This window comes from Pyxidicoccus caerfyrddinensis, from assembly GCF_010894405.1.
In the GTDB taxonomy this organism is placed as follows: Bacteria; Myxococcota; Myxococcia; order Myxococcales; family Myxococcaceae; genus Myxococcus; species Myxococcus caerfyrddinensis.
Map to the genome: position 1 here is coordinate 22,298 of NZ_JAAIYA010000017.1, position 20,105 is coordinate 42,402.

14 protein-coding genes are annotated in these 20,105 nt (G+C 69.0%); 4 read left to right on the forward strand and 10 right to left on the reverse strand.

Annotated elements, in window-relative coordinates:
• Positions 1-22: 22 nt before the first annotated feature.
• Positions 23-847, forward strand: a complete 825-nt coding sequence (locus G4D86_RS33595) for an ATP-grasp domain-containing protein (RefSeq protein WP_163998196.1) — start codon at positions 23-25, stop codon at positions 845-847.
• Between the two features lie 18 nt (positions 848-865).
• On the opposite strand, the gene G4D86_RS33600 is transcribed toward G4D86_RS33595, so the two are convergent.
• The 3 genes from G4D86_RS33600 to G4D86_RS33610 form a co-directional block, all read right to left on the reverse strand.
• Entirely contained in the window at positions 866-1,630 is a 765-nt protein-coding gene (locus G4D86_RS33600; RefSeq protein WP_163998197.1) for an SDR family NAD(P)-dependent oxidoreductase, read from the reverse strand.
• Complete coding sequence (locus tag G4D86_RS33605; protein WP_163998198.1) at positions 1,627-2,295, reverse strand: TetR/AcrR family transcriptional regulator; 669 nt, start codon at positions 2,293-2,295, stop codon at positions 1,627-1,629. Before G4D86_RS33605 ends, G4D86_RS33600 begins: the two co-directional genes overlap by 4 nt.
• 79 nt (positions 2,296-2,374) lie before the next feature.
• On the reverse strand, positions 2,375-2,875 hold the full coding sequence (locus G4D86_RS33610) for a GNAT family N-acetyltransferase (RefSeq protein WP_163998199.1): 501 nt from the start codon (positions 2,873-2,875) through the stop codon (positions 2,375-2,377).
• A gap of 153 nt (positions 2,876-3,028) precedes the next feature.
• Between G4D86_RS33610 and G4D86_RS33615 the strand changes: the two genes are divergently transcribed.
• Positions 3,029-4,444 carry a B12-binding domain-containing radical SAM protein gene (locus tag G4D86_RS33615; RefSeq protein ID WP_163998200.1) on the forward strand — a complete coding sequence of 472 codons (1,416 nt, stop codon included), beginning with the start codon at positions 3,029-3,031 and terminating at the stop codon, positions 4,442-4,444.
• 6 nt (positions 4,445-4,450) lie between these two features.
• Here the strand turns inward: G4D86_RS33615 and G4D86_RS33620 are convergent, their stop codons facing one another.
• The 3 genes from G4D86_RS33620 to G4D86_RS33630 form a co-directional block, all read right to left on the reverse strand.
• Entirely contained in the window at positions 4,451-8,704 is a 4,254-nt protein-coding gene (locus G4D86_RS33620; protein ID WP_163998201.1) for an AAA family ATPase, read from the reverse strand.
• A 10-nt stretch (positions 8,705-8,714) separates the two neighbouring features.
• Positions 8,715-9,116 carry a hypothetical protein gene (locus G4D86_RS33625; RefSeq protein WP_163998202.1) on the reverse strand — a complete coding sequence of 134 codons (402 nt, stop codon included), beginning with the start codon at positions 9,114-9,116 and terminating at the stop codon, positions 8,715-8,717.
• Between the two features lie 138 nt (positions 9,117-9,254).
• Positions 9,255-9,806, reverse strand: a complete 552-nt coding sequence (locus tag G4D86_RS33630; RefSeq protein WP_163998203.1) for an SLOG cluster 4 domain-containing protein — start codon at positions 9,804-9,806, stop codon at positions 9,255-9,257.
• Positions 9,807-10,059: 253 nt separating this feature from the next.
• Here G4D86_RS33630 and G4D86_RS33635 point away from each other — a divergent pair, with 253 nt between their 5' ends.
• Positions 10,060-10,269: a hypothetical protein gene (locus G4D86_RS33635; protein ID WP_163998178.1), complete on the forward strand. Its 210-nt coding sequence runs from the start codon at positions 10,060-10,062 to the stop codon at positions 10,267-10,269.
• A gap of 200 nt (positions 10,270-10,469) precedes the next feature.
• Positions 10,470-11,444: a sigma 54-interacting transcriptional regulator gene (locus G4D86_RS33640; RefSeq protein WP_163998204.1), complete on the forward strand. Its 975-nt coding sequence runs from the start codon at positions 10,470-10,472 to the stop codon at positions 11,442-11,444.
• Positions 11,445-11,457: 13 nt separating this feature from the next.
• On the opposite strand, the gene G4D86_RS33645 is transcribed toward G4D86_RS33640, so the two are convergent.
• The 4 genes from G4D86_RS33645 to G4D86_RS33660 form a co-directional block, all read right to left on the reverse strand.
• A complete protein-coding gene (locus G4D86_RS33645; RefSeq protein WP_163998205.1) occupies positions 11,458-17,187 on the reverse strand; it encodes an AAA family ATPase in 5,730 nt (1,909 codons plus the stop codon).
• A 1,127-nt stretch (positions 17,188-18,314) separates the two neighbouring features.
• On the reverse strand, positions 18,315-18,647 hold the full coding sequence (locus tag G4D86_RS33650; RefSeq protein ID WP_163998206.1) for a hypothetical protein: 333 nt from the start codon (positions 18,645-18,647) through the stop codon (positions 18,315-18,317).
• 37 nt (positions 18,648-18,684) lie between these two features.
• Positions 18,685-19,263 carry a hypothetical protein gene (locus G4D86_RS33655; protein ID WP_163998207.1) on the reverse strand — a complete coding sequence of 193 codons (579 nt, stop codon included), beginning with the start codon at positions 19,261-19,263 and terminating at the stop codon, positions 18,685-18,687.
• Between the two features lie 138 nt (positions 19,264-19,401).
• Positions 19,402-19,884, reverse strand: coding sequence for an SUKH-3 domain-containing protein (locus tag G4D86_RS33660; protein WP_163998208.1), 483 nt, complete (start codon positions 19,882-19,884; stop codon positions 19,402-19,404).
• Between the last annotated feature and the right edge of the window lie 221 nt (positions 19,885-20,105).

Below are 20,105 nucleotides of genomic sequence, written 5' to 3' on the forward strand. Positions count from 1 at the left end.
CCCTTGCCTCAAGCTTCCTCCCATGCGCCCCACCATCGCGGTCATCAACGGCGAGCAGTACTGGCAGAGCTACTTCCCGGACTGTGAGGTCATCTCGCAACGGCTTCAGGATGCGTCCTGGGTGCTGCGCGACGGCGAGCTGTGGTGCATCAGCCGCGAGGCGGGCACGCGGATTGACGGCGTCTTCTGGCGCGTGGGCGCGATTCGTCCGGACCCCCGGCACCGGACGGTGCTGGACGTGCTGCGCCTCAGCGGCGTGCCCTGCGTCAACCCGGCGTCGACGCTGGCCCGCTGCCAGGACCGACTGTCCATGCTCGCCGAGCTGCGCGGAGCGGGGCTGCCCGTCATCCACTTCGACGTGGCGCTGGGCGACGACATGGTCCGCCGCATCGCACGCCCCGCGCCCTTCGTCGTCAAGGTGGGCAACCACCACGGCGGCTACGGCAAGGCGCTGGTCCGCAGCGAGGACGAGTGGTTCGAGGTCGCCGACCTGCTCTTCGCCGCCAATGACTATGCCGTCGTCGAGCCGTACATCGACTACCGGCGCGACGTGCGCTGTCTGGCGATTCGGGACCGCTTCTGGGCCATGTCGCGCGCGGGCGCGGGGTGGAAGGCCAACGTGCAGACGCGCAAGCACCAGGTCATCGACCCGCCGGAGGAGCTGGTCGGGTACACGCGGCGCGCCCGGGAGCACCTGGGCGCGGACATCGTGGCGCTCGACTTCCTGGAGACCCAGGGGGGCGACTACATCCTGCTCGAGTGCAACGACACGCCGGGACTGTCTGGCTTCCCGGAAGCACTCCGGGAGGAGCTGGCGGAGTGCCTGCGCGAGCGGATGCGCCGCTGAGTCGGCGGGCCGCTCCGGCTATGCGGCGAGGAAGCCGCCGTCGACGGGCAGCGGCACGCCGGTGACGAAGCCAGCGCCGTCCGAGCACAGCCAGAGCACGGCGCTGGCCATCTCGTCCTCGGTGGCCATCCGCCCCATCGGGTGCTCGGCGACGAGCGCCCGGACGAGGTCGGGCACGTACGTCTCCGCCTGACGCATGGTGGACGTCCGGGTGGCTCCGGCGCAGAGGGCATTCACGCGGATGCCGCGCGTCGCGTACTCGAGCGCCACCGACTTCGTCATGCCCACCACCGCGTGCTTCGAGGCCACGTAGGCGTGATGCGCGGCCCGTCCGGCGAGGCCGTAGATGGAGCTGATGTTGACGATGGCCCCCCCGCCGGTGGCGAGCATCGCCGGGATTTCATGGCGCATGGCCAACCAGACGCCCCGGGCATTGCTGGCCATGACGTCGTCCCACACGTCCTGGTCCGTGCTCTCCAGCGGGGCCATGTCACCGCCATGCCCCGCGCTGTTGACCGCGAAGTCGAGCCGGCCGAAGTGCATCACTGTGCCTTCCACCGCGCGTGCCACGGAGGCGCCTTCGCGCACGTCGGTGGGGAGGTAGATGACGCGTGCGCCCTCGGCTTCCAGGGCCGCGCGGGCCTCGCGTCCCTTCTCCTCACCCCGTGCGGCGAGCACGACGCTGGCGCCCGCCCTGGCGAAGGCTCGCGCCGAGGCGAGGCCGATTCCAGAGGTGCCACCGATGATGAGTGCGACGCGTCCGGTGAAGTCGTGGCGAGTCATCGTGATTTCCTTTCCGAGCCCAGCCCGTTGCGGATGAAGAGGACCGCCTGACGGGAGAGGGCCCGCCGGCGTTTGAGGTTGAGTCGCTTGCGCAGGGAGTCCGAGGCGAGGACCTCGTGGAGCTCGGCGCCGAGCTCCTGGAGGATCACGTCCGTCAGGCCGGGACCGATGACGGTGGCGACGAAGCGGGTGGCGATGTCGAGGTCGGAGGCCTGGAGGGCACCAGCGCGGGCACCCTCCTCCAGGACGCCACGGAGCTCCACGATGCCAGCCTCGCAGATGGCCTTGTAGAGGCCGCGGACCTCCGCCACCGCCGTCGGCGTGGCTGCGGCCGCGGAGAGCCGGGCGAGACGTGGGTGCTCGACGAGGAAGGCCATGCCTCGCTCGATGAAGGTCTCGAGGCGGGCCCAGAAGTCGCCCTCCGGCGGCGCCGCGCCGATGAACTCACGCTTGCGGCGCGGAGCCTCGTCGGTGAGGAGCCAACGGTACAGGTCGAGCTTGTCCTCGAAGTACTGGTAGACGCTGCCCTTGGGGATGCTCGCGCGGCGCGCAATCTGCGAGAGCGAGGCCTCGGCGTAGCTCCGGTCGGAGAACTCGACGATGGCCTCGTTCACGAGGCGGTCCCTGCGCTCGTCGGGGAGGTTGAAGAAAGTGGAAGTTGGCATGCGACCGGTCGGTCATATGACCGACCGGTCACATTGGCAAGAGTCCTTTTTCGCGCCGCCCCGGGGCCCGGCGCCACCACTACTCCGCGAGGAACCGCCTCATCGCATCCGGCATCCAGCGGAACACCGTCTTCTCCCGGGAGATGGCGCCGATGCGCCCGTAGAAGGCGCGCGCGGACGCGTTCTCCGGCCGCATCTCCCAGCGCACGGGCAACTCCTCCGCGGTGCCGACCTCCGCCAGGTGCCGCATCAGCGCGCGTCCCAACCCCGCGCCGCGCACGCTCTCGCGCACGTACAGGTCATCCAGCCGGAGCACCCTCGAGTTCGCCCAGGTCATGAAGTCCACGGTGTACGTCGCGAAGCCCACCGCACCCTCTGGCCCCTCCACCAGCGCCGCCCGGAGCAGCGGCGGCGTGGCCCCCAGCGCCTCTCGCAGCCGGGGCTCCGTGGCGAGCATGAACTGCGCGCTCTCCTCGTGCGCGGCGAACTCCCGCAGCAGTGCCAGGAGCACCGGCGCGTCCGCCTCGGTGGCGACGCGGACCCGGTACGTGGTGGGTTGGGTCAATTTCTCGGGGGACATGTTCCTCGCATCCCACGCGGTTGTCATTTTGCCAAGTCGCTGCATGCGGGTGATTCTGTCGCCCACGGTCAGGCCGGAGGGGGCACCGTACCGTGTCGTGCGCTCCTCGTCCGCGCTGCCGCCGCGCCGTCCCATCCCGGAGCCACGACCCGCATGCGGATCGCCGTCATTGCCACGTATACGCACCCCACCCGGCTGCGCATCAAAGAACCCTCCATCATGCAGTCCTCGGTGCCGGAGCTCATCGCCGGGCTGTGTCCCGCGCATGCGGAGGTGGAGATCTTCAACGAGAAGGAGACGGACATCCCGATGGACCGCCACTGGGACCTCGTATTCTTCTCGTACCTGCACTCGTACTACGAGCACACCAAGGTGCTCTCCACCCTGTTCCGCCAGCGGGGCATGAAGACCGTCGCGGGCGGCCGGCACGCCAGCTACTTCCCCGACGACGCGAAGGCTCACTTCGACGCCGTCATCACCGGCGAGCCCGAGGCCAACGTCCCCGCCCTCATCGAGGACTTCGAGAAGGGCCAGCTCCAGCCGCTCTACAACCGCCCCTCGCTCGGCCCCAGCGCCATCCAGCCCTACCGCTACGAACTCATCGACTTCACCCACAACAAGCTGCGCCTGCCCGGCATCGAGGCGTCGCGCGGCTGCCCCTTCACCTGCAACTTCTGCGTCCTCACCGGCAACGAGCGCTACCGCTACCGCCCCGTTGCCCACGTCATCGACGAAATCCAGACGCGCATGCAGTGGAACCCCAACTACCTGGGGCTCATGGATGATGCGTTCGTCTTCCTCGACAACAACCTGGGCGGCTCACCCAAGTACCTGCGCGAGCTGTGCGAGGCGCTCATCCCCCTGAAGAAGACCTGGGGCTGCGCCCTCACCTTCAACGTCCTCAAGGACGAGGCGCTGGTGAAGCTGATGGCGAAGGCCGGGTGCCGGTACGTGTACACCGGCCTGGAGTCGCTCAACCCCGACTCCATCAAGGCCATGAACAAGGGCCAGAACAAGCTGAGCGAGGTGGACGCCGTCATCCGCCGCGTGTTCTCCGCCGGCATCCTCCTGTCCTTCGGGCTCATCGTCGGCTCGGACGGAGATACCAACGAGTACCTGCAGAAGCTGCCCATGTACCTCGCGGACCTGAAGTACTTCTCCGTGACGTTCCTCGGCATCGTCTGCCCGTACCCGGAGACGCCGTTCTTCCGAGAGCTGCAGTCGGAAGGGCGACTGCTGCCCGGCACCGTCAGCCGCGACTACGACGGCTACACGCTGTGCCACCAGCCCAAGAATCTGCACCCGTCCGAGGTGGTGGAGCACTTCCACCGGCTGTGCATGGAGTTGGGCAGCCTGCCCAACATCGCGAAGCACTACTGGTCCAAGCTCACCATGAGCGACATGCCCCGGTACAAGCAGACGATTCTCTTCTCCGGGCCGGAGATCCTGAGCATCCGCAACCCGGTGAAGAACAAGGCCCGGCGCTACATCGCCGGTCAGGATGCGCTGGAGGCGTGGGACGTGGCGCAGATGCAGACCCTGGGACTGCAGCCGCAGCGGCTGACCTGACGCCTGCTACGACGCCATCGCCGGCGCGGCGACGATGGCCTCCGCCGCCAGCCGGTCCACGCGTCGCAATTCCGCCTGCGCGTCGATGGAGACGAACACCTCCCTCGCGCGGGTCAGCAACTCCCCGCGGCGGTGCGGCAGCGCCACCGCCGCGTCCAGGTAGGCCACGCCCGTCTCCCAGCGGTTGGGCGTGGCCTCCAGCACCTTCAGCGCGCGCTCGAACAGCGGCTCCGCCGCCTTCGCGCCGCGCTTCAGCGCCTTCGCCCGCGCCGTCACCCGCATGGCCGGGCCCCGCAGGTACGGGTAGAGCTTCCCCAGCGCCCGCGCCTTGAAGGCACAGCGGCGGACAATCGCCCAGAGCTGCTCCTTCGGCACCAAGACGGCGCCCTGCTCCAGCGCGAAGAGCGCACCTTCCGCCGCGTCCACCAGGCCAATCTGCAGGAAGGGCACCAGCACGTGGTAGCGCCAGAGCGCCTCGTCCGCGCGCACCGCCATCAGCGCCGCCTCCTCCACCTGGTGCTCCCGCACCGCCACGTTCACCAGGTGGTTGAGGCTCGCGCACTGGTTGGCCAGGTCCTGCACCTCGATGCTGATGCGCAGCCCTTCCTCCAGCTCCGCGCACAGCTCCCCCACGTCCCCGTCCCCTCGCAGGTAGCGGCACATGGGCACCCACGCGTGCGCCCAGCCCTGGTGCATCAGCGCGTTCAGCTCCACGCCCATCCGCCCCATCTCCCGGTAGGTGCGCTCCGCGCTCTCGAAGCGCGCGGCGAGGAACTGGCTCGTCGCCAGCATCATCAGCCCCGTCTGCACCTCCCACATGTCACCGACCTGCCGCAGCAGCGCCACCGCCTCCTCGCCGTACTGCATGCCCCGCGCCTGCTCGTTGGTGAAGATGTTCAGCGTCGCCAGCCGGCTCAGGGCAATGCCCTCCGCCGCCGAGTCCCGCGAGCGCCTCGCGTGCTCCAGCGCCCGGTGGCACCACGTCCCGGAGCGCTTGAGGAGCCCCGAGCCGAACAGCAGCGAGCCGTAGTAGCTGCTCGCCAGGCTCAGTCCGTACTCGCTGCGCGAGCGCTCGGCCATCGTCGCGGCCACCATCGTCGCCCACGTCAGCTTCCCGATGTCCGCGAAGTAGTAGATCTTGATGAGCGAGATGAGCGTCGACAGCTGCTTCAGGTACAGCGGCAGCCGGGAGCCCAGGGGTCGCACCAGCCACGGGAAGACGCCGTAGAGCAGGTGCAGCCCCAGCGCGAGCACCGTGCGCACTCCGAGCGCCACCAGGTTGCGCGGCATGGTGCGGCCCATCAGCACCAGCGCCGTCTCCAGTTCCTGGATGGCCCGCTTCGACTCGCCCTTCTCCTGGTGCGCCCGCCCCAGGCCCAGGTGGATTTCCGCCCGGCGCGACTCCTGCTCCTCGTCCGCCAGGCACTGCTCGAACATGTGGATGGCGCCCGCGTAGTTGCCCGCCTGCAGGAGCGTCTCCGCCAATTCCTGCATCACCGTGCGCGTCTTGAGGAGGACCTCGTCCGGGTCCAACGCCTGCGTGCCGCCGAGAATCTCCAGCGCGCGGTTGTAGTGGTGGATGGCGTCGTCGTTGGCGTACTGCTCGCGCGCGCTGCGCGCCGCCATCAGCGTGTACTCCAGCCCCTTCAGCTCGTCGTTTCCGGCAAGCGCGTGGTAGGCCAGGATGCCCGCGGACTTCACGGGGTTGTCCCCCGCGCGTGTCTCGATGAAGCGCGCCATCCTCCGGTGCAGGTCCTCGCGCGCGGACACCAGCAGCGTGTTGTACGCCACGTCGCGGATGACGATGTGCTTGAAGATACAGGTGAAGGGCTCCTCCACCTCCAGCAGGATGAGCCCCAGCTTCGTCAGCGTGTCGATGGCCTCGCGGATGCGCCGCCGCGGCACCGAGCCCGGCGCCAGCTCCGCCACCGCTTCCAGCGTGAAGATGCGCCCCACCACCGAGGCCACCTTCACCACCAGCTTCTCCGTCTCGCTCAAGAGGTCGATGCGCGCCAGCACCACGTCCTGGATGCTGTCCGGCAGCTCCAATGCCTGGAGGCTCCGCTTGCGCTCCATCCGCTCCGAGCCCGGCGACACCGGCCCCAGGTAGCCGCCTTCCACCAGCCCCTGGACGATGGACTCGGTGAAGAACGGGTTGCCCTGCACCTTCGCCAGCAGCATGTCCTCCAGCGCCGTGTCCGGCGGCTCCATGCGCAGGTGCAGCCGCAAGAGCGCCCGCGTGTCCTCGTCGTCCAGGTTGGACAGGTCCAACCGGTGCAGGCCGGGCAGCCCCTTGAGGTTCTTCAGGTGCTCGCCCGGCCGCATCGTCACCAGCAGCGTCACGCGCAGCGAGGCCACCCGCGCCGCCACGTATTCGATGAGGTCGACGGAGATGTTGTCCGCCCAGTGCAGGTCCTCGAAGAACAGCAGCACCGGCGTCTGCCGCGCATGCTTCTCCAGCAGCTGGAGGATGATCTGGAAGAGCTTCTGGTTCTTGCGCCGCGCGTCCAGCTCGCGCGTGACGGGCTCCTCCTCCACCGGCATGCCGAGGATGCCCGCGAGCACCGGTATCCACTCCGGGCCCGTGTCCTCCAGCCCCTCGAAACCCAGGCGCAGCTGGACCAACTGCGTCTCCAGGTCGTCTCCGTCATGCAGCCCGAAGACCTGGACCAGCACCTCCTTCCACGGGAAGAAGGGGGTGAACATCTCGTACGAATAGCAGATGCCGTAGAGGCTCCGCGCGCCGCGCTCCTCGGCCTCCTCCACCACCTTCGCGCCCAGCCGTGACTTGCCGATGCCCGCCTCGCCGGACACCACGCAGATGCGGCCACTGCCCTCGAAGGACTCGCCCACCGCGGTGCGCAGCGCGTCCAGCTCGGTGCGCCGGCCGACGATGTCGCCCTTGCCCTTGATGAACAGGCTGCGGCGCACCTCCGCCTGCAGCCGGTACACCGGGACTTCGCGCGTCACGCCCTTGAGCTTCGCGTTCTCCACGAAGTCGGTGGCGAAGCCGTTCTGCTGGAGCTTGCGCTCCGTGTTCGCATCGACGTGGATGCCCGTGCCCCGCCCGTGCGTCATCAGCCGGGCGGCCATGTTCACCACCTCGCCCAGCGCCGAGTAGCCCTTGCGCCACGGCGAGCCCATGTCGCCGAAGTACGCGTGCCCCGTGGCGATGCCAATCTGCAGCTCCTGCACGAAGGGGAAGTTCTCCCGCTCGCGGAGGATCTTGCAGGCCAGCCGGCTGGCCAGCACCTCCTTGCTCTGCAGCGCGGTGGGTGCGCCGAAGATGACGTAGAGGACGTTGCCCTTGTCCGTGAAGTCCGTCATCAGGAGCACGCCGCCGTGGTGCGCGCTCTCACGCTGGACGTACTCGTAGAAGGCGTTCAGCTCGCGGGTGAAGTCCTCCGCCTGCCCGGGCTTGCTGGTGTTGGTGAAGCGCAGGAAGAAGCAGGTGACGTCGCGGAAGTCGCCGCTGAACTCCTGGTGCGCCGTGGTGATCTTCGTGAAGAGCACCGGGTGCAAAAGCAGCGCGCACCGCCCCACCAGGTCGTCGCCTCCCGACAGCGTGAAGGACGGCGCCGGCCAGGCCTGCAAGGGCGCGGAGGGCTCCAGGCGCCAGGCGCCGTCGCGCGGCTCGCCCTTTCGCGCGGCGTCCGGCAGCAGCGCCCACGCCTCGGGGCTGAGCAGCACCTCGCCCACCGTGGCGCGCTTCTCCGCCCTCACCGCCTGCTCCAGCGGCTGGCCGATGAGCGCCGGGTGCATCCACATGCCCGTGGAGCCCAGCACGATGCGGTGCGACTCACCGAAGCCGATGCCGATGCGCGAGGACACGGTGAAGCGCTGGCCCAGCAACTCCAGCTGCGCGAAGCGCATCAGCCGCCGCTGCACGCCCAGCGCGCACCGGGCCGTGCGCTGCACCACGCCCGCGTCACCCTCGCCCGGCGCGGGCTCGAAGCAGGCGAGGATGGAGTCTCCGGCGAACTGGTAGATGTCGCCGCCGTGGTCCTTCACGACGTCGATCATCTCCGTGTAGTAGCTCGTCAAGAGGCGCTGGAGCGCGTCTATGCCGCGCGGCCCCGCGTTGCTCAGGCTGACGACGATGGGCGTGAAGCCGGCGATGTCCAGCAGGAGGATGGCGCCGCGCACCGACTCCACCGGCGGCAGCGCGTGCGGCTCCGTGTGCTCCAGCTTGCGGAGCACGGCGCCGGGAATGTACGGCGCCAGCGAGGTGAGGATGGGGTCTGTGTCCGCCGGCAGCATGGGCGCTCCCTCAGGTCAGCATCCCGAAGCGGATCCACACCGCCACCACACCCACCACCGCGTAGAAGAAGATCTCCACCGTCTCCGACAGCGGCTGGGCCTTCCTCAGGGCGCCCCAGACGTGCACCACCACCATGCCCACGCACACCATCCCGATGAGGTCGAACAGCACCGGCTGGCTCCCCGGGTCCGGGATGTAGCGCACCACCGTGCTGATGATGGCCAGCGCCACCGCGCCCAGGCACCGCGCGAAGTACACCGTCAGGTCGGTGTTCCCCTCTTGCGGCTTCCACCCGAACCAGCGCGCCCACGTCAGCGGTATCAGCAGCAGCGGCAGCGCGTAGACCAGCAGGAAGAAGGCCACCGAGACCACGAGGAACCAGCTGGCGAGCGGATGTTGGGCACTGATCATGTGAGCGCACGAGAAACGGTGTGGCCGCCCGTTCCTTCAGCGGTTCCACCCGTCTCCCCCCTGTGTACCATTCTAGACGGTTCGGAAACGCCGTTGGCATGCGTCGCGTCAAACCGGGAACTCCATGGAATCCCGTCGCTAGTGGGCAGACAGGCGGCCCGGCTCCCGGACGGCCTCCCGGATGAACTCGGCCACGCGCTCCAGGGAGTCGGTGCGCTCCAGCTCGGAGTGGAAGCGGCGGAAGGCCTCCGGGGGGCCGTAGAGGATGACGGGCTTGCCGTAGCGCAGGGCCAGGGCGGCCTCCGCGGCGGTGCCCGCGCCGCCCGGCAGCGCCACCAGGGCGTGGGGGGTGAGGACGTTGATGTGGTTGCGGGACAGCAAGTCGGTGCCCTGCTCGCCGCTGAGCGGCAGGTGGGTGTAGATGGCCAGCTCCACGCCGGGGTTGGGGTAGCCGGAGCGGGGCCGGTATTCACCGCCGTCCACCGTGCCCGGGACGATGCCGATGGAGATGCCCCGCCGGCCCTCCACCTGGACGAAGGCATCCGCCGCCACGCGCATGACGCCGCTGCCTGCTCCGGTGAGCAGGTCGAACCCCGCCTCGGCGATCCACCGGACGAGCGGGATGACCCGTTCCTCGTGGTCCTCCTTGCCTGATCCGAAGACGCCGATGATCCGCCGTTCCCTGCGCATGGCCTCCACACCTCCGCCTCTTTGACCGCCGGGACCCCAGCTTCTTCCATGCCGCCCACTTGCACCCGCCGCAACAGGTTCACTTCCCCACAGTCAGCCCGTAGGGCGTTCACCGATGGAAGGATCCACCCCCGGACAGAGGCCACTTTGACGCTTGCAGGACGGCTGGCGGGACGGCCCCATCCGCCACCACGGGGCGCCCTCCTGTCAGACCCCCTCTCTACCTTGACGCTCGTGAGCCTGGAGGTCGGCCATGTTCGACGAGTTTGGGGGCTGTGAGCGCATCGAGGACTTCGTGGAGCCGCTGCTGCTGCCCGAGCCTCCTCCGGACGAGGATGCCGTTGCGCTGCCGGAGCACTTTGGCGGCCGCTGCTGTACGCGCGCCCGCGCCGTGGCGTGCTCCTGCGCCTTCCACTGGGTCTGCGACGCCCACGGCGACCAGCACATCGGCACCCACGACTGAGGGCCTTGAGCCCCCCGTGAGGGAAGAAAATCCGCGAAGCCCGTTCAATCCGTGTGTGCTCGATCGGGTCTCCAGGCGAGTCCCCATCCCACGGGTAGGACGATGAAAGTCACGACCTTCTCCGACATTTCGAGACATGCTGTTTTCTTGAAGGAGTCTGGAAGGTCGGTAGCGTTCGGGTGTCGCGGGGGGGCTCGCACATGATCACCATCCTGGGACGCAGTCCGGTCCATCTCCGTCTGCTGGCGCTGGTCGCCGCAGCAGCGGCCAATGACGCGGAAGTCCTCATCCAGGGGCCGAGCGGGGTCGGCAAGGAGCTGTACGCGCGGCGCATCCACGAGCAGAGCCCGCGCGCGCCCCACCCCTTCATCCCCGTCAACTGCGGCGCACTGCCCTCGGACCTCTTCGAGAACGAGCTGTTCGGTCACGTGGGCGGGGCCTTCACCGGGGCGCGCACGCGCAACCGGGGGCTGGTGGCGGAGGCGGAAGGCGGGACGCTGTTCCTGGACGAGGTGGACGCGCTGCCGCTGGCGAACCAGGTGAAGCTGCTGCGGCTCATCCAGCAGAAGGAGTACCGGCCGCTGGGGGACTCGAAGCTGCACCGCTCGAACGTGCGCATCGTTGCCGCCACCAACGCGGACCTGCTCACGGAGACGCAGGCGGGCAACTTCCGGTTCGACTTGTTCTTCCGGCTGCGGGTGCTGCCCATTGAAGTGCCGCCGCTGCGGGAGCGGCCGGAGGACATCCCTCCCCTGCTGGAGCACTTCCTGGAGCACTACGCGGCGGAGTATGGCCAGGCGCCGGTGTCCTTCACCGCGGAGGCGCTGGAGCGGCTGCTCACGTATTCATGGCCGGGCAACGTGCGCGAGGTGGAGAACTGCGCGCGCTTCCTGCTGTGCACCCGGCCGGGGAGGCGGGTGGAGGTGGAGCACCTGCCGCTGCTCTCGGAGGTGATGCCCTCCTCAGCCGCGCGGCTGGAGGCGCAGCGGCAGTCGCGCGAGTCCTTCCAGGCGGCGAAGCGGCGGGTGGTGGAGGCCTTCGAGAAGGCGTGGGTGGAGGAGTCCCTCACCGAGCACGAGGGCAACATCGCCGCGGCGGCGCGGGCCAGCGGGAAGCACCGGCGCGCGTTCTTCGAGTTGATGCGCCGGCATGGACTGAAGGCGCGCTCGCGCTAGCAACGGCCGGCCTTCAGGCGTGGGCCACCGGCTCCGGAGCCTCCCCCGGAGCCGGGCGTACATCAGGAGGCCCCGTCCTGGGCAGCTCCACGGTGAAGCGCGAGCCCTGCCCCTCCGTGCTCTCCACCGACACCCGCCCGCCCAGCGCGGAGACAATCTCCCGCACGATGAAGAGGCCCAGGCCCAGGCCTCCGTACTCCCGCGACGAGACGGCCCGCTCGAAGCGACCGAAGATGAAGGGCAGCCGCGCCGGAGGGATGCCGATGCCCTGGTCCACCACGTCCAGCCTGGCGTGGGCGTCCACCTCCTCCAGCCGCACCTCGATGGGCCGGCCGGCGCCGAACTTGAGCGCGTTGGACAGGAGGTTCGTCACCACCTGCTCCAGCCGGACGCGGTCCCAACGTCCCGCGCAGCAGGCGTCCACGTGGAGGTTCAGGGGACTCTGGGCCCGCGTGAAGGCATCCTTCATTCCCTCCACCACGTCCTGTACGACGGCGGCGAGGTCCACCGGCTCCAGGTGCAGATGCAGGCGGCCCGTTTCGATGCGGGACACGTCCAGCAGCTCGTCGACGAGGTGGGCCAGCCGACGCGTCTGCGCCTGCGTGGTCCTCGCGGTGCGCAGCACCGTCTCCGGTGACGGCGCCGCCCCACCCCGCGCCAGCCCCTGCACGGAGAGCTGGAGCGCGGTGATGGGCGTGTAGAGCTCGTGCGCGGCGATGGAGAGGAACTCGTCGCGCAGGTGGATGGCCTGCTGGGACTCGCGGTACAGCCGCGCGTTGTCCAGGGAGATGGCGGCCCGGCGCGCCAGGTCCTGCGCCAGCGCCAGGTCCGAGCAATTGTAGCGCCGCCCCGGACTGGCACAGACGAAGGTGATGGCCCCCAGCGTCCGCCCTCGGGCGAGGAGCGGCACCGCCATCAACGTCCGGGCTCGAAGGGAGCGGATGAGCCGGGCGTGCCGCGCGTCCCGGCACAGCGGCGCGAGGATGGTGTCGGTCAGCTCCGGCAGCAGCAGCGGCTGCTTCGTCTTCATCACCCACACGGACGGCTGGGGTGAATTCCAGTCGGGCGGGTAGTCCCGCTGCAGCTCCCGGGACACCGACTCCAGCGTCGGGTCCGAGTGCGTCGTGACGACGCGCCGCAGGCTTCCGTCCTCGTCCACCACGTCGATGGCGCAGCCGTCCCCCAGGACGGGCGACGCGAGGCGGGCCACGCGCATCAGCGTCGCCTCGAAGTCCAGCGATTCGGCGAGCACCATGCTGCACTCCGCCAGGAAGCGGACCGACGCCTCCGCCCGCTTCCGCTCCTCGAAGAGGAAGCTGTTCTCCAGGGAGATGGCCATCTGAGAGGACAGCAACTGAAGCACCTGCACGCGGTCCGGCTTGAAGGCATGTGTGGCCAGGTTGTTCTCCAGGTACAGCACCCCCACCGTCCTCGCATGCCGGCGGATGGGCACCGCCAGCGCCGACTTCACCCGCTCGCGCGCCACGTAGGCGTCCGACACGAAGCGCCCCTGGTGCGCCGCGTCCCCGAGGACGACCAGGTCCCCCGTGCGGTACGCGTGGCGAATGAGCGAGCCCGGCACCTGGCGCGCCTCCGCGAGCGGCTCGCGGACCAGCTCCACCGGCTCCGACACCATCCCCACCGCGTGCAACACGAGCGCCCCCTGGGACTCCAGCACCAGCGCGCCCCGCTGCGCGCCCGCCGCCTCCAGGCACACTGCCATCAGCTTCTCCAGCAGCCGCTCCAGCGCCATCTCTCCCGACAGCATCTGCGCTGCCTTCATGATGCTCAGCAGGTCCAGCGCCGCCCCGCGCGGCTCTTCGCCCGTCGGCGTCACCGGCCGCTCCCAGGAGCCCGCCTCCGGAGCCTGGACGTCCGGGAACTCCTCCTGAAGCATGGCCACCACGTCCTTCGCGCCCCAGCGGGCGAAGCCCTCCCGCGCGGCGCGCAGGTAGAGCGCGGCCACCCTGCGGCGGCCCAGCGAATGGTAGAGGCGGCCGGCCAGCGCGTTGGCGAGCGCCTCGTCCTGCGGGAAGCCCTCCTCGCGCGCCAGGTCGATGGCCTCGTCGTAGAGCGTCATCGCCTCGTTGTGGCGCACCTTCACCCGCGCCAGCTCCGCGGACACCAGGAGGTGGCGGTGGCGGAAGTTGCCCGGGTTGGACTCCGCCCACGCGCCGAGCCTCCGGTGGTGGTGCTCCAGCCGCTCGACGAGCGACTCGCGCTCCGCGGCGGGGGCGTCCTCCTCGCTCGCCGCCAGCGTCAGCGCCGCGTAGAAGGCGTGCTCGGTGGCGGTGAAGAGCCAGCGCACGAAGGGCAGGTGCGCCTCCGCCACCCGCGCCCACTCCCGCGCCCCCGCCAGGTCCCCCACCAGGTACGACGTCTGGAGGCGGAGGACCTCGTACTGGCAGAGGATGGTGGGGTCCCTCCGCGCGGAGTCCTCGAAGGCCCGCGCGTCGAAGCCGTCGTCGTCGAAGCCCGCGCGCTCGCGCGTCCTCCCCTGAAGGCACCGCACCGCCTGGCGTATCGCGAGGTGCACGTCGGCCATGGCGTGCTGCCCGCTCTTCCGGTCGAAGGCCAGGCCGGACTCCACCTCCGTCCGCACGCGGCCCAGCTCCGTGCCCATGCGCAGCCGCGTGAAGGCCGTGCTCGCCAGGAGGTAGGCGACGAACTGCGGCTCCCCGCTCTCCAGCCCGGCGTCGATGCCCCGGCGCAACAGTGGCAGGGCGGAGCGGAGCGGCTCGCGCCAGTGGTGCATGTAGAACAGGAACGCGGAGAGGACCCGGCACTCCTCGCGCGGATTCGCCGAGCGCCGGCTCAGCTCCACCCCCAGCCGGCTGAACGGGTGGCCCGACGCGAAGTCGCCCCGCACTTCTCCGAAGATGATGCCGAAGCACACGTAGGCATAGGCCGAGTACACCGAGTTGCCATGCTCCAGCGAGAGGTTGAGCATGCGCGTGTAGATGAAGGAGAACAGCGGTGGGTCGGAGAACCACGCCGCCACCCCCGCGTGCATCAGCAATCGCATGCACGCCAGCGGCGCCGGGTCCGTCATGGGCGGCGCCGCGAGCAGCTCCCCATCCGAGCGGCCCCGCCGGAACTCCTCCATCTTCGCGAACTCCGCCCGGAAGGCCTCTGTGGCGTCGCCCTCCGGCAGCGCCACTCCGAGCAGCCGCAGGCCCTCCCTCCCCCAGTGGAGGGCCTCCGCGTGCGCGCGCCGCAGCGTGCACGCGCTCATCCTCAGCCCGAAGAGGTCCGCCTTCTCCACGGGCGTCGCCGCGTGCGCCATCGCCGTCTCGAGGAGGGACTCGGCCAGGGCGCCGTCCCCCGTGAGCTGTGCGCACTCCGCCGCGTCCCGGTGCAGGTGGAACATCCGCTCACGCTGGGAGTGCCAGGCCTCCGGCGTCAGCAACTCCCGCGCGCGCAGGAAGTATGCGAGCGCGGCGTCGAAGGCCGACGCGTCCCGGGACTTGCGGCCCGCGCGCAGGTTGAGGCCAGCGAGCCAGTGACGCTCCGCCTCCGCGTCCCCGCGCTCCGCGCCCTGGTTGAGGTGGTCCACCACCTCGAACAGCCGCTGCTCCTCTTCGGGCTCGGAGGCCTCCGCCCAGAGCTGCAGCCCGATGTCCCGGTGCAACCGCCGGCGCTCGTCCTCCGCCAGCAGTGAGTACGCGGCCTGCTGGATGCGGCCATGCACGAAGCGGTAGGCGGCGTGCAGGGACGCCTGCGGGCCGGCGGCGTCTTCATGCGTGGGGTGGAAGTGGGGGACCTCACCCACCGGGACGAGAAGCCCCTCACGAATGGCGCTCCAGAGGTCCGAGGCCGTGTCCTCGACGGGCGCACCCACCACCGCGGCGAGCAGCCACAGGTCCACCGGGCCCCGCATGCAGGCCGCCGCCTTCAGCAGGCGCTGGGTACGCTCCGGGAGGCGGAAGATGGCGGCCAGCATCAGCTCCAGCACGTTCTCCGTGACTTCCGCCTGCTCGATGCGGTCCAGGTCCCACTCCCACGTGCCCCGCTCCACGTCGAAGGCCAGCAGCCCCGTGCGGTGCAGGTGCCGGAGGAAGGAATGGACGAAGAAGGGGTTGCCCGCGGTCTTCTCCAGCACGCACCTGGCCAGGGGGCTCGCGCGCTCAGGGCCGCAGCGGAGCGTGTCGCCGCAGAGCGACTCCAGCGCGGACAGGTCCAGCGGCCCCAGCTCCAGTGACTGAAAGTGCACGCCCGCCGCCTGGAGGGACTCCAGCGTGCGCGCGAGGGGATGGGCGGGGTCCGCCTCCTCGGGGCGGTACGCACCCAGCAACAGCAGGTGGTGCAGGTCCGGGTCCAGCACGACGCGTTCGAGCAGCGCGAGCGAGGCCGCGTCCGCCCACTGGAGGTCATCCAGCCACAGCACGAGCGGGCGCTCCCGCGTGGCGAGGGCGTGGAGGAAGGACTGGAAGACGAGGTGGAAGCGGCTCTCCGCCTCCTTCGGCCCGAGCGCGACCACCGGGGGCTGCTCGCCGGTGAGCGCCTCCAGTCCGGGGAGCAGCGCGGTGAGGACGCGTCCTCGCGTGCCCAGCGCCTGCTGGACGCGACCGCGCAATGCGGAGACGTCCTGTGGCGCTTCCTCCTGGAGCCCGGCGACGAGGCCCCGGAAGGCCTCCACCCAGGGCGCATAGGGCACATGGCCCCGGAGCGGAGCGCAGCCGCCGCAGAGGAACCTGCCCCCCCCCTCCACCCGTCCATGCAACGCCCGCGCGAGCGAGGACTTGCCGCTTCCCGCGGGACCCTTCACCAGCACCCGCGCGCTTGCGCCCGCGCGGACTCGGGCCAGGGCGGCTTCCATGGCCTCCAGCTCGCGCTCGCGCCCGAAGAGCGTGTCGGGAATCACCAGCTCCCGCGCCACGTCGCGCCGCCCCAGCTCGAAGGGGGCGATGGCGCCAGACTCGTGCCACCGCCGCGCGGCCTCGCGAAGGTCCGCCGCCAGCGTCCGGGCGCTCTGGTAGCGCTCCTCGGGCACCTTCGCGAGCAGCTTCATCACCAGGTCAGAGAGCACTGCCGGGAGCTGGGGCGCCCTTTCGGCCGGAGGCACGGGCGGCTTCGCGAGGAGCGCGTGGACGAGCTCCCCGGGGTCCGCCGACAGGAAGGGCGCCTCGCCGGTGAGCATCTCGTAGAACGTCGCGCCCAGCGCGTACAGGTCCGCGCGGTGGTCCACCAGGCGGTTCATCCGTCCCGTCTGCTCGGGAGCGATGTACTGGAGCGTCCCCTCGAGGCCCCCGGGGATGCCCATCGCCTGGACGAGGCCGGGGACGCGCGTGGACAGGTCGAAGTCGATGAGGACCAGGCGCCGTGCGTCCGGTGCCACGACGAGGTTGGCGGGGTTGAGGTCGCGATGGATGACGTGCTTGCGGTGCAGCGCGCCGAGCACGTCCGCGATACAGATGGCCAGCTCCAGGAAGGTCTCCACGCTCGGCGGGCCCCGGCGCAGCCAGTCCTGGAGGGAGCACGGCCCCGCGTCTTCGAGAACGAGCGCCGGGAGCCCCGCCAGGTCCACGAGCCCGAGGGCGCGCGAGACGCCCGGGACATCGCGCAGCTCCAGGAGCATCGCGTGCTCGTGGCGGAGCATGTCGGCGCTGGCTTCCGCGAGGGGACCGGGACGTACGGTCTTCACGACATGGGACGCACCGCTGTCCGTCCGCACGCGGAAGACCTCGTAGCGGGGCCCGCTGTAGACCGAATGGACTTCCTGGTAGCCCGGAAGCTCCAGCATCTCTCCCCCGAGGGCGGACCCCTTGGGAATCTGGGCACCGGGGAAGCTCGTGGCGCAGGGCTTCGGCGAAGGCGGGAGCGTGCGCTCGATGGGTGGCCTGGGCGCGAGAGGCGGCGTGGGGGAGAGCGCCCGGAGCCTGGTCCGCCACAACCTTCCTGGGCCACCTGGAAGGACTTCTCGAACGGGATGAAGCTCAGCTCATCGAGTCGGCAGGCGGACAGCGCTCCGGCCGCCGCCGCGTTCGCTTCTCCGCCGCCTCGAAGAGTGCATCCAGGTCCACGTGGTTCACCTTCTTGCTCCACTCTTGCACGTGGAATTCGCATTCTCCCACGATGTCGACCGGATACCCCTCGATGAGCTCTGGCGGGTTGGATGTCATGTACTGACGTGCTGCCGCCAGACAGCTTGAACACAACAGGTACGACTGGCCAAAGTCGTCAAAAACGTAATCCACATCACACGCTGCGCCTGCACCCATGGCGCTTGCGACATGAGGACAAGAATACACAGACGGTGCCGCGCCATGAGTCTCACAGTAGAACACGGTAAATCCGGATCTTCGACCAGCGAAAACATAGTGTAGGCGAGCTTTCGCCACTCTGCCATGTGCTTCGGAGCCTGACCGCCTCCTGCTTGGATTCGCTGGCTGCCTGTTCTCGAATCATGGAACCTTGAAGCCGGCATCTCTTCGGGACCGATCGATGCAGCAGCCCAGCTCAAGTAGGCCCCATGACCGAGTAGAGTATCAAGCACCGCGCTCTTGCTCGATTTCCAGGCGGTCTTCGCGTGCTCTTCGCACTGCAATACTGAGGTCGCCCAAGCCGGTAGCCCTGTACCACTCACGCATACACTCAACGCATCTGCCAGTCATGGAGTAGTCCGGCTCAGGCGTTGATTGAGCGCCCCGCCGATACGCAGAAAGCCACGCTTCGATCGGCTCGACGCAGGCTGGACAGAGATGATGGGGATCTGTCATTCCGTCCACAAACACTCTCGCGGCCAGTGGCAGACCTTCGTCTATGGCCACTGCAACATGGTCGCAGCAGCGGCTCCCAAAGCCAAGCCCGTGGCGTTCGCACTCGACCATCATGGCGCTCCTTTCAGAGGAATGCCGAATCGGAAGGATGTCAGCGTTCCGGACGCCGTCGCGTTCGCTTCTCCGCTGCCTCGAGGAGCGCATTCAGGTCCACGTGGTTCACCTTCTCGCTCCACTCTTGGAGATGGTCGATGCATCCCCCCTTGAGGCCTATCGGATAGTTCTCGATGGATTCGGACTGATTTGCCCTGACGTACTCACGCGCCACCGCCAGACAAGTCGAGCACAACAGGCAGGCGTCGCCCAAGTCATCGAAAACGAAATCCATCTCGCACGCAACGCCCTCCTTCAGGCCAATTGAGACATGGGGACAGTAAAACGCGGCCTCCACCAATCCATGGGCTGGACAGTCAACCATGGGCATGAGTCACTCCGGGTCTCCGAACGAAGTGCGGGGCGGATCAATCATGACCGGAGTCCAGTCGAATCCGCTGGCCACAGGTGACGTGGCGCGAGCCATCCCATCGAGCTGAATCAGTCAGGCTGAATGCCTTGCCACAGGAGGGGCAGACGACGAAACGGTCTGGCCGAACCGTCGCTGTCATCTCGGGGTGCTCCCGCATGGACGACAGGCGAGGTTCCCGCGTCTGTGACGTGGGACGCCCCTCGAAGATACGAAAGTCGGGCTGATGGACTCCTGGACGATTCACCCGCAGGTAGAATCCGGACGTGACGCCGTCCTCGTCAACCGAGTCAAGCAGTTGAAGCATCACTTGAACTCCGCGAACCATCCAGCATTGCCGCTTTGAGTCGGTGATGGGTCCAAAGCCGAAGCGCTGCGCGAGTGCACGTACACACGGCCGGACATCGACGTCGTCCGTGTCGGAGCTCTCGCTGAGGACGACGTACTGCACCCTCTCCTGGCTGAAGAAGAAATAGCCCTTCACCTTGATGACATCGAGCCCCTCGACGAACTCCGGAACGATGAGAGGAGCTCCAACCCCTGGCATGGCCCGGACATACGCCTCAGGGTAGAGCATTCGGATGCTCGTCGGGTCGTCGTCCCACCGTGCTGTGCCGAGTCCCTCATTCAAGTCGTCCGTCACTGTCCGGTTGGACACCATCCCTCCCAATGTTCTCGCGTCACAGAACAGCACGTCCTCCAAGGCGCGGCACTCTCAATATCCGTCGGGGACGTCGTCCCGCCCAAGCATGCGCATGTCTGCCTCTGGATTTTCGTCCGTGAGAGCAAACAGGAGCGCATGATTCGCGTCAGCAAAGACACACATCACGGTCCAGCCATTGTGGAGCGCGACCCACCGGCCGTCCTCGGCAACCAGATAGATCATCCCGGCCCCCTCGCCCACCGGACACAACCGCGAAGGCAGGAGCGCTCGTAGGTACAGCAACTCGTCCCGCTCGAACGCCGCCGCGACCTGGGCGCCATCCATCCGCACCGTCCGGCCCGCGTCATCCTCGAGCGTCAGTCCCTGGAAGGCCTCGAGAACGCGCGCCGCCTCTGGATGCACGGGGTGGCCCGCGGACTCGAGGCGGGCCCGAACATCCCGGATGTCAACGCGACGCGCAGAGGACCCACCTGCCTGCGCCAGGCGCGAAACAACCTTCGGAGAAAATTCCAGGCCCGGCCCCGTCATCACCATCCCTCTGGAAGCTCCAGATAGTCCCAGGACCGCGCACAAGTGGGTGGAGCTTTTTGTCCACCCTCCTTCCGCTGTGATCTCCCGGGGTTGCTCGCGGGGGTGGATGTTTCCCTCCCGCTCCCTCCGCTGACAGCCCCCGGCCGCTCCCTTCAAGTGTGCGGGATCACTCCGATCCGCACGTCCGGATGCGTGGGCACGCCCGTTGCTGTCCGCACTCCGAC